The organism is Aurantibacillus circumpalustris, assembly GCF_029625215.1.
GTDB classification, from domain to species: domain Bacteria; phylum Bacteroidota; class Bacteroidia; order B-17B0; family Aurantibacillaceae; genus Aurantibacillus; species Aurantibacillus circumpalustris.
The window spans coordinates 1,754,444-1,769,256 of record NZ_CP121197.1 but is presented as its reverse complement, the minus strand read 5'-3'; the positions used below and the strand labels follow the sequence as shown (position 1 = coordinate 1,769,256).

Sequence of the window (14,813 nt, the reverse complement as noted above, 5' to 3'; positions counted from 1 at the left end):
CCATATTTACATAAATGAAGCTGAGATCTTTAATAGTAGATGATGAAATTCATGCAAGAGAGAATTTAAAATTTCTTTTAAAAAATTACTGTCCCGAAATCGAGGTTATAGGTACTGCAAGCAATGAGGAAACTGCAAGAGAGAGTGTCAAACTTCTTAACCCGCAGGTTATTTTTTTAGACATTTGTATGCCCTCCGGAACCGAAGGCTTTGATTTTCTTGAATCGCTTCCAAATAAAAAATTTCAGGTGGTTTTTGTTACGGCGTTTAAGGAATATGCTATTCGCGCTTTAAATGCAAATGCTATTCACTATTTAATGAAACCCGTTGATGTGGACGATTTAAAAATGGCGGTTGAAAAACTCATTGCCACAAACCACTTATTTAACGAAAATCACGAACAGTTATCAATCTATATAAAATCACTCGAAAACCTATCCAGATCAATGCTTCCACCTGAGGCATTACCACGCATAACAATCAATCATGCTAAGGGTTTCAAAATTGTTGATCCCAATGATTTTATGTATTTAGAAGGGGAAGGTAACTATACCTCGATTATTTTTACAGATGGTACAAAATATCTTGACACCAAATCCATCGGTATCTATGAAGGCATCTTAGATCCCAAACATTTTTTCAGGATTCATAAATCGCACATTGTAAATATTTTGTTCGTTAAGGAATTCCTTAACGATGATGGGCATTTTGTTATTATGAAAAACAATGCAAAGCTTGGAATATCCCGATTACGAGCCCCACAATTTCTGGCGTTTTTTAAAACCGGGAAAAAATCTAGTTCCATTTAGATAATTCAGAATTACATTTTATACATTATAATTACCATCCTACCGTCTTAAAAACGTTTAATGCAATAATATGATTATTTTCGTTTATGGATACTTGGGTTTTTAGAAATATTAATAGCAATACTCAGCAAATAAAATTATGTATACTATTCGTGTTAACTACTTTGATTGTATTTAACTCTCTTCATGCTCAACATTATAATTTTATTAATTACTCTACTGAATCAGGCCTAGCTCAATCACAAGTCAGATCTATTGCTCAAGATAAGAATGGTTATTTATGGCTCGGTACATTAGCAGGTTTGACCAAGTATGACGGTAAAAAATTTGTGAATTATTCTATACAAAACGGATTAATTGACAATCAAATTTTTTCACTTTTAGCCGACACCTCAAATGGTTTGTGGATTGGTACCATGGGTGGACTTAACCATTTTAACGGAAAGGATTTTAAGTCGTATTTTTTTAAGGAAGGTATGGCTGAAAATCTGGTAACCGCTATTGCTTCAGACAACAAAGGTAATTTATGGCTGGCTACCGATGGTTCAGGTGTGTGTAAATTTAACGGAACCACGTTTGAATACTTCACCGATGAAAATGGTGTTGCAAATAATTATGTGCGAGCGGCTTGTACCGATAATAAAGGGTTTATTTGGTTTGGAACGAAAAGCGGAATATGTTTTTACGACGGAAAGTCATTTAAAACGCTCGGCCAAAATATTCTTCAGCCACAAAATGTTAGTCATATTTTTATAGATAAACATAAAAATTTATGGTTCAGTACTTTCGGCGAAGGTGTTTACTGTTATGATGGTAAAACCTTTAAAAACTACAGCGAGGGCGATGGTTTAATAAATAATTGGATTCGCTCTGCTATAGAAGACTCTGAAGGAAATATTTGGTTTGCTTCTAAATTCGGACTTTCAAGATTTGACGGAAAAACCTTCACAAGATTTACCGAAACAGATGGCTTACCTTTAGATAAAACAAACATTGTATTTGAAGACAAAGAAAAAAATATTTGGATTGGCTCTGATGGAAAAGGCTTGTGTAAATTCTTAGGTGAAACCTTCACGTATCTCACTACCAAAGATGGTTTAAGTAGCAACCTTGTTTTATCGGTTTTGGAAGATCAAAATCAAAACCTCTGGTTCTCGACATTTGATAAGGGTATTACTAAAAAAGAAAAAAATAAAGTTACCGTTTACTCCACAAACGAAGGTTTAAATAACAATACTATCTGGGCAAGTTTAAAAGATAAAAAAAACAATTTATGGTTTTGCACATCAGACGGAATTAGTTCTTATAATGGTAAAACATTTAAAAATTACGGGATTAATGAAGGTCTTAGTGCGAGGAAAATATTTTCTATTTGCCAAGATCATAGCGGAAATTTATGGTTTGGAACCACCCAAGGTGTTGCAGTTTTTGATGGTGCAGCTTTTAAAAATTATGTCAGCGATAGCGTTAACATTGGCAGAGATGTAATGAGTATTGTTGAAGATAAAAAAAACCGTTTATGGTTTGCAACCAAAAATGGGCTATACAAATTTGAAAACAATCGTTTTACAAAATACACAACTAGTGACGGACTCTGCAATAACAATTTATTATCATTAGTTGAAGATAAAGACACCAATCTTTGGATAGGAACAAGAGCAGGAATTAACTATTACGACGGCAAAACCTTTTCGAGAATTTTGATAGAAGGTATTTTTAATTCTAACAACGTTTGTTTTTTGGAATTGGATAAAAACCAATCGCTTTGGATAGGAACTAATAGCGGCATCTTTGTTTTAGACGCTAAAGAATATCTAAAATCTAGAAAAGCAAAATTCAGACATTATACCATATTTGATGGCTTACCAGGTATGGAATGCAACCAAAATGCGGCCTACCGAGATCATGTGGGAAACATTTGGATGGGAACTACTGAAGGTGTAATTAAATATGATCCTAACATAAAAGATTTTCGCTCAGATAATATTGAACCCATCACGCATATTTCTGGCGTAAGATTATTTTTACGCGATACAAACTGGACAAAAATTACAAGCGAAATAGATCAAGCAACTCTTTTACCAAAAAATTTACAAGTAAAATATCAAACAAGTCATTTTACTTTTGATTACATAGGCGTTAAACTTAGTAACCCTACTTCGGTAAGATATAAATACAAGCTCGAAGGCTTTGATGATTATTGGTCCGCGGAAACCGAAGCTACATTTGCAACCTATTCTAATTTACCACATGGCAAGTATATTTTTAAAGTTATTGCAGGAGATGTGATGGGTAGTTGGAATAAAACTCCGGCGACTTTTAATTTTGAAATCTTACCGCCGTTCTGGACTAAATGGTGGTTTATTTTACTCTGCATTTTAGCCGGTTTACTCTTGCTATTTGGAATATACAAATACAGTATTAATGAAATTCGCAAAAAACATCAAACACAACAATTGGAATATAAATCTAAGCTCATGCTGCTTGAACATCAAAGTCTGAATTCGAGTATGAACCGACATTTTATTTTTAATGCGCTAAACTCTATTCAGTATTATATGGACAAAGAGGATAAACTTTCTGCAAATAGATATTTGTCGCGTTTTGCTAAACTCATTCGCATGAACTTAGATAGCTCCATGAGTAATCTTGTTCCTGTATCTGAAGAAATAAGTAGGCTTGATCTCTATTTACAAATTGAACTAATGCGCTTTGAGGATAAATTTCAATACAACATAAGCATTGCCGATGATATCGATGTTGAATCTATAGAAATTCCGCCAATGCTTTTACAACCCTACGTAGAAAACTCAATTTTACATGGTATTTTACCTTCTGATAAAACTGGCAGAATAGACATTCGTGTTGAGCAAGGCAGCGATGAACGTATTATTTTTAGTATTCAAGACAATGGCATTGGTATAGAAGAAAGTAAGGCTAGAAAAATGTCGAAAAGAAGTCTGCATGTATCCAGAGGCACTTCCATAACTACCCAAAGAATTCAGTTATTAGCGGTTACCAACCATATTAACATTTCAATTAACGGTCCGTTTGAGTTAAAAGACACGGAAAATAACGTTTTAGGGACCAGAGTAGAGCTGATTATTTAAAATTGTTAAAATTTTGGAGATTTAAAACTTATTCTATAACTTTATTGTACTTTAAGTAGAATTGAAATGAAAGCTTTAAAAATAATACTAATACTTTTGATTCCAGCATTTGGTTTTGTTGGGTGTCATAAGTCTGGAGTGAAACCGAGATGCGGTAATCATTCTAATACTGAATCAAAATCAACATCTGAAAGCACAAGTCAGGCGAGTGGTAAATTTGGCGACTTGCTTGTTGAAGATGACAATACTGAGGGTGGTGCAATTGTTGGGTCTGGAGATGATGATCGCGATGGCGGAGATAAACCAAAAAAGATTGGTCGTTAATTAATACTATTCTTACTAAGCACTGAAGGCTCTTTTTAAGAGCCTTTTTTTTGTGCTTTAATTTTTTTTGATTTAGCAAAAGCATTGATTAGTTTGAGCCGTTGGAGATTAAAGTAAATTGCGATTGCTCGGAGTATTTTTCAAATCTTCGCTAGTCAAAATAAAATTAAGATCTCTAAATTTTTCTTCCTACTTTTTCTTGATAAAAAGTAGGCAAAAATCAAGGCTTCATAAACTTTTGCGGAAATTCAGAGTGTTTTAAGCCGACGCCACGCCACCCACTAGCCCGCTCAAAAGTAAAAAATACTTTTGCCGTCTGGCGAAGGGCCAGAAAAGCGTAGCGCCCTCGCACGAGCTTTCCAAAAAAGCCTTAGTAAACAACTAAACGCATAAGTACTAATATGCTTTTTCGTAACTCCTTTTAAAACCCTCTGAATTTCTATCGCAAAATTTTATGAGGCCGGATCACTGCACCCCGCTAGCTAATTATAAGCACTGTTGCCATCCAACATAAAACGCTTCACTATACGATCCCTTCCGCGGGCTTCTGAATCAGATAGCCAGGGTAGAATGATTAATACTTTTGTGCCGCAAAGCTCTTGATCTTCGAATGCATCTGTTATTTCGAAATGCGTGTAAGCATCGTATTTTGTTTTGAGAAGTTCAAGTCGTTCTTTTATTATCTCAATGCTATGTATACGTCTCTTATCTTTTGGTTTATTGAGCGCTGCCTTAAGTCTTCCCACACCATTGTCGGTGATTTCTATTTGTAAGGTATCACCAACGCGTATAAATAATAAGTCTAATTTTCCGTTTGCAGGAAGAGGCTCTATACCATGCCAAATAGCATTCTCAACAAAAGGTTGTAATAACAAGGCAGGGACTTTGCATTCGGCAACATTAATTGTTTCAATGTTCATGTCACAAATAAATTCTTTTCCTGTGCGCATCTTTTCCAACTCAATATATAAGTTTAACGCTTTTAACTCGTCTTCTAACGGAATGATTGCGTGCCGAGAATTCCTAAATACCAAACGCATGAGTGTTGCGAACTTAGCAAGTATTTTCAGAGTCGTTTTCGGATCATTTTTGGCCATGTGATCAGAAACGGAACTCAGCGCATTAAAAACAAAATGCGGATTGAGTTGCATACCAAGTGTCTGCATTTTAGCTTCAGACAATTCTCCGGTTAATTCTCCAAGCTTTTGCATTTGTCTGATACGTGCGCGGAAAAACAAATATGCCCCGCAAATGGTTCCGATCACCAATAGAAAAATAAACCACCAGGTCTGCCAAAACGCTTTGTGAATGGTGAGTTTAAAACTACTCGTTGTTTCACTCCAACTACCATTTGGATTCATTACCTGAAGTTCAAATTCATAATTGCCCGGAGACAATAAAGGAAAGAGTACATAATTTTGAGTGGTATATGACCAATTTGTTTCTTCATCGTTGCTTAAACGGTATCGGTAATTATTAAACAAAGCGTTTCGATAGTTGAGTGCATTAAAATGGATGTTTAATGAATTTTTGTTGTAATTTAATTCTACCCGATCGTTAAACTCAGTTATCCTTACATCATCATTTACCATTAAGTCTGTAATTACAGGAACAACATCTATCGACTTATCAAATAATTGTTTCTTATCAAAAATATAAACGCCTTCATCAGTGCCGGCGAGTATATAATTTCCAATACTCACTAAATGTGTTACCGGGCATTTTGAAATTCCGGTAAGACCAGTGACAGAAACAACCAATGCCTTATTGGAATTTTTATAATTTTTTATTCTGTCAATTCCTTTTGACGTGCCAACCCATAACTCTCCATCAAGTGGAAATAAGGTAAGCACCTTATCACTAGACAAACCATTTTCGTGAGTAATACTTTTTTTAATCTCATCACCCACTACTAAAAACACACCTTGATTGCTTGCAACCATCACCGAATCTTTTCCAAGGGAAAGAATGTATTTTACTGAGAAATTTCTAATTCCGTTTTTCTTTCCAATCTCTGAAATTTTTTGTGTTGATCTGTCGAAATAGATAAGGTCATTAATGGTACCTAACCACATTTTTCCATTTTCGCCAACTGACTGAGAAAAAATCTTGCCATGTTTCCAATCTTCAAAAATCAATGATTCATTTTGACTAGCACCATGACAGTCTTTCATCATGAGATAATGGTGTCTTGAAAAAACATCTATTTGAGATTGTTTAGTTCCTCTCTCACAAATATCGCGCGAACTAATTCCATCAACCTTTCCAGAAGAGATAGTATATTTTAAATTTCTTCCAGCAGCAGATAATAAAATTTCGTTTTTATTCAAGGTCATCATGTTACGCATGTTATACAACCCTGGCTCAATGAGTTTTTTCTGTATCGGTAACTCGTTTGCCGTTACCATATACATGGCGCCCGCATAAGTCATGTAAAAAGCACTATCACCATTTGTAAACATAGCGGTTACTCTCCGTGAAGCGTCATTTAAACTTCTGGCAAATGAAAGCGTTGTGCTGTTCGGCATAAAATAAACACCATCAGTTTGTGAACAAGCCCAAATACCGCCCTGTTTATCTTCAAAACAACCCGAAATATTTTTACCTTTAATTAACTGATTATACGTAAACGAATTTCCAGCCTTATTCAGCAGCCATAAACCTTTACCGTAGCTACCGCTTAATAACCCATAACTCGATTTTTTTAGTGCTGGAATATGCGTAAAAGGAAGTATTTCAATACTGTGTTGTTTCGTTTTGAAATTGTAAGTTAAGAGGTTTTCACCAAAAACAATGTAAAGATCGTTTCCTTGTTGCAGTGAAGATAACTGTTGTTGCACCAAACCATTTATCGGAATGTTACGAATTGTTTCTACGTGTGGAAAACCCTTACCGTTTATTTCAAAATTAAAACGCGTAACATTTTCTTCTGTTGAATTAATCACTACCAGCTCACCATTGCTAAGAATTTTTACGCTAAGCGTTTGAGATTCTCCCTCTATCAAATGCATTTCGGTTTGACCTTTTGATTTGGAAATCAATTTCACGTAAGCACCTACCGTTACAACATAAGTCGTATCACCTTCAAACACTAAATCGAGAATCGCACGTCCAGCTAACAGATGTGCTAAAGAATCATTAAACCGAGGATTATAAAAATTATCTGTTTTGGGTTGATAGCTGTACAACTCTCCTGCAAATGAATACATCCACAGATTACCTTTTTTATCTTCTTTGCATCCAAAAATGGTATTCGAACGCAACCCGTCGGCACTATTATAATTCTTAAATTGAATGCCATCGAAGCGTGAAACCCCATTATCAGTGCAAATCCAGATATAACCCGCTTTATCTTGATATCCAAAATAGGCCTCATTGCTAGGCAAACCATCTTGAACCGTAAAATGTCGGTAAAACAATTGTGCCGTATCATTTGTAGAAATTTGCTGCGAGAATATTGGCAGGGAGAAAAGAACACTAAATATGTATAAAAGTGTTTTCATATAGGGTAGATGAAGATAGCATTTTATCTGTAGAGAAGCTAAAAAAATTAGCTGTATCTTTTTTTACGTATAATTTCGATAAAATACACATAAATATTTGCTTTCTAATTTCCCATAAAAAGGCGTGAATTTAAGTGGATATTGATCAAAAAAACGTAAATCGCACCCAAAAACGACGAAAACGTTAGTTTTTTAACAAAAAAGCGAATGCCCTTTTTATATCACTACTTAAGGCAGATTCAATAATTGATTTTTTGCAAGATTTGTAATTATGTTCCAAAAAAAAAGGGAAAGAACTAAAGAGTAATGTACATTTACCCCTGAATAGACGGTTGAAAAAATTACCCGTCTACGATATAAGTTATTGTAAGTATTTCACAGGTAACGTCACTGAACAGAAACACTAACAATAACTATCCCGATTGCTATCGGGAGGGATTACCCGCACTAAGACAACAGTTCATCTTTTTCAAAGGCTTCTGCTGTCCAATTGCGGTTTAAAAAAGTATTCACATAAATTAAAGGAGGATTCAGATGTTATTGATCGTTTTAGGAATTATTATTTTACTAGTTTCTTATTTTGTAGTAAGAACGAATTATCAGTTAAACCGTTATTATTCACTTGCGAACATTTTTGGCGTTGTTATTATTCTAGTTGGAGCTTCAACCGCCATGGTAAAACAAATAGAAGCCGGGCATACCGGCGTGCAGACATTATTTGGCAAGGTGGACAATCGTATTTTAGAAAGTGGGCTAAATTTTATCAATCCATTGGTACGCGTAACCATGTTTGATATTAAGACACAAAACTATACCATGTCGGGCGTACACACTGAAGGTGAACAAGGAGGCGACGATGCCATTCGTGTTTTATCGGCAGATGGTTTGGAAGTAATTATTGATCTCACAGTTTTATACCGTGTGCTTCCAAATCAAGCACCACGTATCTTAAAAGAAATAGGATCTGACTATAAAAACATTATTGTGCGACCAATTACCAGAACAAAAATACGTGATAACGCTGTTTATTATGATGCGGTTGCACTCTACTCTACCCGCAGAGATGAATTTCAAGGCAGAATTTTTAAAGGCATTGAAAAAGATTTTAAAGACAGGGGTTTAGTTTTAGAGCAGTTACTGGTGAGAAATATTACATTACCACAATCTGTAAAAATTGCGATTGAATCAAAAATTAATGCGGAGCAAGACGCACAAAAAATGCAGTTTGTTTTACAAAAAGAAAAACAGGAAGCAGAACGTAAACGTGTGGAAGCGCAAGGTATAGCCGACTATCAAAAAATTATCAATACCGGTTTAAGTAAACAACAATTACAGTACGAAATGATTAAAGCCAATAAAGAAATTGCCACATCACCAAATACAAAAGTTATTATAATGGGAAATGGAAGTAGCGGAACCTCTTTTATTTTAAATGACAAATAAAATGATCATAAAAATTATTAGTGCTGTTCTAATTTTAATTACCGTTTTTTTTAGTTTAAAACACGGTTGGTCTGGTATTACAAATAATTTAAAACCTGAAGAAGCAAAAATGATGTCTGATATTGGCATTGGGCATAACATGATTTTGCTTATTGCTATTCTTTCGTTAATAGTGGCTGTATTGGTTGTTTTTCCACAAACATTTTTTATTGCAAATGTTATAAACGCAACTATCATACTTATGATTATGGCTTTTGCACTAAAAGAAGGAAATATTAAAACCGCACTTGTAGAAATTCCGTTTCTTTTAATGCCACTAATTATGATTTATCTTGGGCATCCGTTGAAGAAATAAGTCGGATTAATTCAACTTATTTGTACAGAATTTTTCTTAGTTACCGTGCAAGTTAAAAAGTTGTAAATACTTAAAAATAAAAAAATAAAAATTTTTCGTTCCCTGCGCATTGCCCTATTTAAGGGTTACGCGAGAACACTTGACAAAAGTCAAACAAAAAACCTTAGGCTAATTGGTCTGCGATTCCAAAAAAATTAAAGCTAGCTTAATTATTATGGGAACGCATGGTACTTCAGGCGTGACAGAGTTTTTTGTTGGAAGTACTGCATTTAGAGTTGTTAACCACGCATCGTGCCCTGTTTTGACTGTTCAAAAACGGTCCACCAAAAAAAGTTACAAAACAATCATAGTGCCAATAAGAGCCGAACTTAATTCGAGAAATAAAGTAAATCTGGTTGCTAAAATTGCAAAAACATTTTCTTCAAAAATAATTGTTACAGGATATACGAGTGGAAATAATAAAACCGAAAAGGAGAAGGTAAAACAATATGTCAGTCAGGTAATAGCATTTTTAAAAAATGAGGGTATTGAATATGAATCCGTTTTCTTAAGTAATTCAAACTTTACCAAAGCCATTTTAGATCATGCAAAAGAACAAAAAGCAGATTTATTAGCTATTATGACAAAACACGACTTTTCACTCGCGCAAATAATTAATGGCACTTATGCTCAACAATTTGTCAATCACTCTAAAATACCAGTACTAAGCGTTCCAGATACTTTAAAATTTGAATTCTAGTTATTAGTGCAAAAGAAGTCCCCTTCTAAAACCAACAAATATATTTTCGCGCCTTTGATAAGGTTGCGCTAATATTACATATATTCATACTGACCTTTGGCGACTTTGAATTCACATTTTTGGCAAATAAATTGAAAAATTAAATCCTATAAATGAGAAAACACCTTACACTCTTTTTTATACTAATTATCAGTCATTTAAATGCGCAATATAATGAAACCATACGCACTGCACGTCCTGGACAGGCTATTGGTCCATTCACGGTTGGGAAAAACATCTTACAATTTCAACAAGGTATAGAATACGATAATAATAATATTGAACAAACTAGTCATACGTATGTTACTAGTCATGTGGTGAGGTTTGGTATTTCAGAACTAATTGAACTAAGTGCAATGCTTGATTATAAAAGCGACAAAAATTCGGTTAACGACACTCTGGTATCAACTAGTGGTTTAAGTAATTTACTTGTAGGATTCAGGGTTCATCTATCAAATCAAAAAGGAATTAGACCTGCAACATGTTTTCAGATGCGCTTAAGAATGCCCGATATTTCTAAAACTTATGGTACTAGATATGTAGCGCCTATCATTGTATTTGTAGCCAATTGGCGGCTTCCAAAAAGCACTACCTTAACCACTAATTGGATACTTTTATACGGAGGCAACAACGCCATTCCTACAGGGAGGTATGTCATTAACTTTTCTTTCCCAGTTTATAAAAAACTAAGTTCTTTTGTAGAAAATTACGGCCAGTACCGTGATAAAACATTTGAAACGCGTTTCGATTGTGGATTCGCTTGGTTGCTCAACAACAATTTTCAATTTGATGTTTCTACAGGGTACGGCAAAAACAGTGTAGCAGATTATTTTATCAGCGGAGGAATCTCGTGGAGATTGAATTTAAACAAAATTAAAACACCGATTCAAAACTAAATACCATGAAAAAAAGTTTACTTATTTTACTCGCTTTTGTAATTGGCTTGTTTTTTAATGGCGTTGCACAAAAAAACAAAACTCAAGAACAAGCACAACAAGATAGTGCTTCGGTTATTCAACAATTAATTCTTGCTCAGAAGGAGCAACATAAAATTGATTCAATGGTTAGAGTTCAATTACAAGCTACCATGGCGAACGCTTCCGCCTATGAAAAAGCAAAGCTGGAAAAAAAGCTTGAGGCCTTAACTGTGAAAGATTCACTAAAAAAAGTTGCGCAACTTGAAAAAATTGAAACCTTAAAAAAATTCTCAAAAAGTTTTCCTGTAGTACTTTTTAATGACACTATTTTAAACATATATACTAAAACCGGTTCGTTTAATGCAAAAGCGCGTGCTGAAGCAATCTCGGAGAGACTTCGTAAACTTTATGATGATGACTTTTTAAACTTAGACTCCTTAGAACTAAATGCCAATGAGTCGTCGGTGGACATCGTATACAAAAACGACAATATCATCATGTCTATTACAGACATTGATGGATTATGGTTCAATGCCCCCATTTCCGATCTTTCTGAAAAATATCTTGATCAAATTAAATATAGTATTAGCAAATATAAAAGTGAAAATGGGTTATTTAACTGGTTAAAACGAATTGTTCAAATACTCATAATCATTGCTTGCCTTTGGTTTCTAATCTTTCTAATTAATCGCTTATTTAAAAAATCTAAAAATTACTTAATTCAAAACCAAGAGCATTTTTTAAATGGAGTAAGCTTTAAGAAATTCAAAATATTTAGTCCTCAGAAACACAGGCAATTTGCCCTGAAGATTAATAACGCGGTACGTTTACTCGTAATTATATTATTAATGTATCTTTCGCTACCTCTTATCTTTAGCGTATTTCCAGAGACCAAATCATTTACCGACACACTACTCAATTGGATTCTCTCACCAGCAAAAAATGTTTTATTAGGTGTGTGGCATTTCCTCCCTAATCTATTTACAATTCTTGTAATCTATTACATAACTAAGTATGTCTTAAAAGCGATTCACTATTTCTTCAGTGAAATTGAAAAAGGAAATATTAAGCTTAACGGTTTTCATAGTGATTGGGCCATGTCTACTTTTAATATTCTGAGGTTTGTTTTGTACTCCTTTATGGTTGTTGTTATATTTCCATATCTACCAGGTTCTGATTCAGCTGCATTTCAAGGTGTTTCCGTTTTTCTCGGAATTCTTTTTTCACTTGGATCCTCTTCTGCAATCACGAATATGATAGCGGGTTTAGTGATAACTTATATGCGTCCTTTTAAAATTGGCGATCGCGTAAAAATTGGAGAAGTCGTTGGTGACGTTCTCGAAAAAAACATGCTAGTAACGCGTATTCGTACAATTAAAAATGAAGAAATTACAGTACCCAATTCTGCTGTGCTGTCGAACCACACAACAAATTACTCCAGTAACGCAAGCGATACCGGCTTAATTATTCACTCTACCGTTACAATTGGATACGATGTACCATGGAAAAAGGTGCATGCTGCTTTAGTGGAAGCAGCATCACGAATTGAATTTATTTTAAAAGAACCAAAATCATTTGTTTTACAAACGAGCCTAGATGATTTTTATGTTTCCTATCAAATAAATGCATACACAAAAGATGCAAATAGGCAAGCTGAGATTTATTCTATTTTGCATCAAAACATCCAAGATTGTTTTAATGAATCAGGCATCGAAATTCTTTCTCCGCATTACAGAGCTGCTAGAGATGGGAATTCGACAACCATACCAAGCGACTACCTTTCTAAAGACTATAAGGCACCGCCATTTAATGTGAATGTTACAAAAGATGCACAATAGCCACATTTGAAAAATCAATTGCCTAAATAAATAATTAATTAAGAATATTTTTAAAACTTAAGCTCGTGAATCAAAAAATAAGTACCATGTTCGATAAATTTGTTCATACACTGCAACACAATGATTTTTTCATAAAAAAATTTGTTATAATTCTGCTATTAAGTGTTCTAACCTGGTTCGTACTTAGAGTTGCAAAAAAAAGTATTTTCACATTCTTAAAGATTGACTCAGGAAGAAAATTCGCGTTTTTTCAGATCGCAAAATATTTCTTTTTAGTTTTCTACTCCATTATTGTCCTTCAGGTTATCGGTATCAATGTGAGTGTTATACTCGCCAGTTCTGCCGCTCTGCTTGTTGGATTGGGTTTGGGAATTCAACATTTATTTGGAGATTTAGTAGCCGGTTTTATTATTCTTGTCGATGCAACCGTTAAGGTTGGTGATATCATAGAGTTGGAAGGAATGATTTCGCGGGTAAAAGTGATTAATCTCAGAACAACCACGGTTGAGACCCGAGATCAAAAATATATCATACTTCCTAACTCCACGCTCACAAATAATAAATTAATTAACTGGACACATTCTGGTATCACCTCACGTTTTGAAATTGACCTTGGCGTTGATTATGGATCGGACATTCATTTAGTTATGAAAATAATTAAAAATGTAGCAGCCTCTAAATCAGAAATATTAAAAGATCCAGAACCCTTTGTGCGTTTGGTTGATTTTGGTGATTCAGCAATAAAATTTCAATTATTTTTTTGGACAGAAAAAGTATTTCGAGTAGAAGGAATTAAAAGTGAAATTCGCATTCAAATTTTTGATGAGTTTCAGAAAAATGGTATTATCATTCCTTTCCCTCAAAGAACAGTACATTTAAATACGGTTGGCGATGCGAAACAAACTAAGGAAGATTAAAGTTTAATTACACTTAAAAAGTATGATACTATCCATTAATGTGTGATTGATAAAAGAATATTCCGATAAATTTAATCTATAAAACAAAAGACCTTACAAAGTCTTCACGAATAAGTAAAGATTTTGAAAGGTCTTTGTGATCATGACTTTAAAACCAAAAACTAGTTTGAAAATTAAGAACCCTTAGTTGAACAAAATTTAGTTACCCGTTTTTGAATAAAACTTATTAAACTCTTTCACCGCAGCGATAACGCTTACTTCATCAAAATTATATTTGTCTAGGTCTGACCATATCATTGGTTGATCCTTAAAGTATGGTTTTAAACCACGTTTGTAAAACAGTCCTGATATTTTTTTGAGTTCTTTTAAATCAGCCTCAGAAGGATCGGCACCTGTGTCTTTAATGTAGAAATCCGATTCTATTGCTGCATAGCCTTCAATTTTCCCATTGTATTCGTATTGGTAAAAATTTAATCTTCCTGTAACTAACCTTTGAAGAAATATTTTTTTTCCGTTTAACTCTACACTAACATAGTCCTTATCTCCTACTCCATAAGCTTTAGCTCTTTGCGCATTAAGCATTTTAGGTTTTTTACTGCGGTTGTTTTTGAAACCAAATTGTTTATATAAATCCGTTGGGTCTTCAGGGTTTGTTTGGACTTTTCCCCAAACCGTATCGTTTCTTGTATTAATGTAATAACCTTTTTCCAGGACTGGAAGCATTTTTGCTTTTCCTCTTTGTGCAAAACCAGAGTACATAGCAAACATAAGAATAAGTGAGATTAATTTTTTCATATAAATAAATGTTTAAATTAGAAA

11 protein-coding genes are annotated in these 14,813 nt (G+C 34.1%); 9 read left to right on the top strand and 2 right to left on the bottom strand.

Annotation, left to right across the window (positions count from 1 at the left end):
- Positions 1–14: 14 nt before the first annotated feature.
- The 3 genes from P2086_RS07465 to P2086_RS07455 all read left to right on the top strand — a co-directional run bounded on the left by P2086_RS07465 (position 15) and on the right by P2086_RS07455 (position 4,243).
- A complete protein-coding gene (locus tag P2086_RS07465; RefSeq protein ID WP_317899824.1) occupies positions 15–809 on the top strand; it encodes a LytR/AlgR family response regulator transcription factor in 795 nt (264 codons plus the stop codon).
- A 152-nt stretch (positions 810–961) separates the two neighbouring features.
- Positions 962–3,919, top strand: a complete 2,958-nt coding sequence (locus P2086_RS07460; protein WP_317899823.1) for a two-component regulator propeller domain-containing protein — start codon at positions 962–964, stop codon at positions 3,917–3,919.
- A gap of 96 nt (positions 3,920–4,015) precedes the next feature.
- A complete protein-coding gene (locus P2086_RS07455) occupies positions 4,016–4,243 on the top strand; it encodes a hypothetical protein (protein ID WP_317899822.1) in 228 nt (75 codons plus the stop codon).
- Positions 4,244–4,725: 482 nt separating this feature from the next.
- Here P2086_RS07455 and P2086_RS07450 read toward each other — a convergent pair whose 3' ends face one another.
- A complete protein-coding gene (locus tag P2086_RS07450) occupies positions 4,726–7,746 on the bottom strand; it encodes a sensor histidine kinase (protein WP_317899821.1) in 3,021 nt (1,006 codons plus the stop codon).
- A 534-nt stretch (positions 7,747–8,280) separates the two neighbouring features.
- On the opposite strand from P2086_RS07450, the gene P2086_RS07445 reads away from it, so the two are divergent.
- The 6 genes from P2086_RS07445 to P2086_RS07420 all read left to right on the top strand — a co-directional run bounded on the left by P2086_RS07445 (position 8,281) and on the right by P2086_RS07420 (position 13,994).
- Positions 8,281–9,189, top strand: coding sequence for a prohibitin family protein (locus P2086_RS07445; protein ID WP_317899820.1), 909 nt, complete (start codon positions 8,281–8,283; stop codon positions 9,187–9,189).
- Between the two features lies 1 nt (position 9,190).
- Positions 9,191–9,544: a hypothetical protein gene (locus tag P2086_RS07440; protein ID WP_317899819.1), complete on the top strand. Its 354-nt coding sequence runs from the start codon at positions 9,191–9,193 to the stop codon at positions 9,542–9,544.
- Between the two features lie 214 nt (positions 9,545–9,758).
- Positions 9,759–10,283 carry a universal stress protein gene (locus P2086_RS07435; RefSeq protein WP_396127461.1) on the top strand — a complete coding sequence of 175 codons (525 nt, stop codon included), beginning with the start codon at positions 9,759–9,761 and terminating at the stop codon, positions 10,281–10,283.
- A gap of 152 nt (positions 10,284–10,435) precedes the next feature.
- A complete protein-coding gene (locus tag P2086_RS07430; RefSeq protein ID WP_317899817.1) occupies positions 10,436–11,218 on the top strand; it encodes a transporter in 783 nt (260 codons plus the stop codon).
- Positions 11,219–11,223: 5 nt separating this feature from the next.
- Positions 11,224–13,077, top strand: coding sequence for a mechanosensitive ion channel family protein (locus P2086_RS07425; RefSeq protein WP_317899816.1), 1,854 nt, complete (start codon positions 11,224–11,226; stop codon positions 13,075–13,077).
- Between the two features lie 65 nt (positions 13,078–13,142).
- Positions 13,143–13,994, top strand: a complete 852-nt coding sequence (locus P2086_RS07420) for a mechanosensitive ion channel family protein (RefSeq protein WP_317899815.1) — start codon at positions 13,143–13,145, stop codon at positions 13,992–13,994.
- A gap of 198 nt (positions 13,995–14,192) precedes the next feature.
- Here the strand turns inward: P2086_RS07420 and P2086_RS07415 are convergent, their stop codons facing one another.
- Complete coding sequence (locus tag P2086_RS07415; protein ID WP_317899814.1) at positions 14,193–14,789, bottom strand: hypothetical protein; 597 nt, start codon at positions 14,787–14,789, stop codon at positions 14,193–14,195.
- Between the last annotated feature and the right edge of the window lie 24 nt (positions 14,790–14,813).

Excerpts from the sequence above, each read along its gene's own strand:
- P2086_RS07425 (WP_317899816.1), top strand. The coding sequence starts at position 11,224 with ATGAAAAAAAGTTTACTTATTTTACTCGCTTTTGTAATTGGCTTGTTT.
- P2086_RS07415 (WP_317899814.1), bottom strand. The coding sequence starts at position 14,789 with ATGAAAAAATTAATCTCACTTATTCTTATGTTTGCTATGTACTCTGGT.
- P2086_RS07465 (WP_317899824.1), top strand. The coding sequence starts at position 15 with ATGAAGCTGAGATCTTTAATAGTAGATGATGAAATTCATGCAAGAGAG.
- P2086_RS07435 (WP_396127461.1), top strand. The coding sequence starts at position 9,759 with ATGGGAACGCATGGTACTTCAGGCGTGACAGAGTTTTTTGTTGGAAGT.
- P2086_RS07445 (WP_317899820.1), top strand. The coding sequence starts at position 8,281 with ATGTTATTGATCGTTTTAGGAATTATTATTTTACTAGTTTCTTATTTT.
- P2086_RS07430 (WP_317899817.1), top strand. The coding sequence starts at position 10,436 with ATGAGAAAACACCTTACACTCTTTTTTATACTAATTATCAGTCATTTA.
- P2086_RS07440 (WP_317899819.1), top strand. The coding sequence starts at position 9,191 with ATGATCATAAAAATTATTAGTGCTGTTCTAATTTTAATTACCGTTTTT.
- P2086_RS07450 (WP_317899821.1), bottom strand. The coding sequence starts at position 7,746 with ATGAAAACACTTTTATACATATTTAGTGTTCTTTTCTCCCTGCCAATA.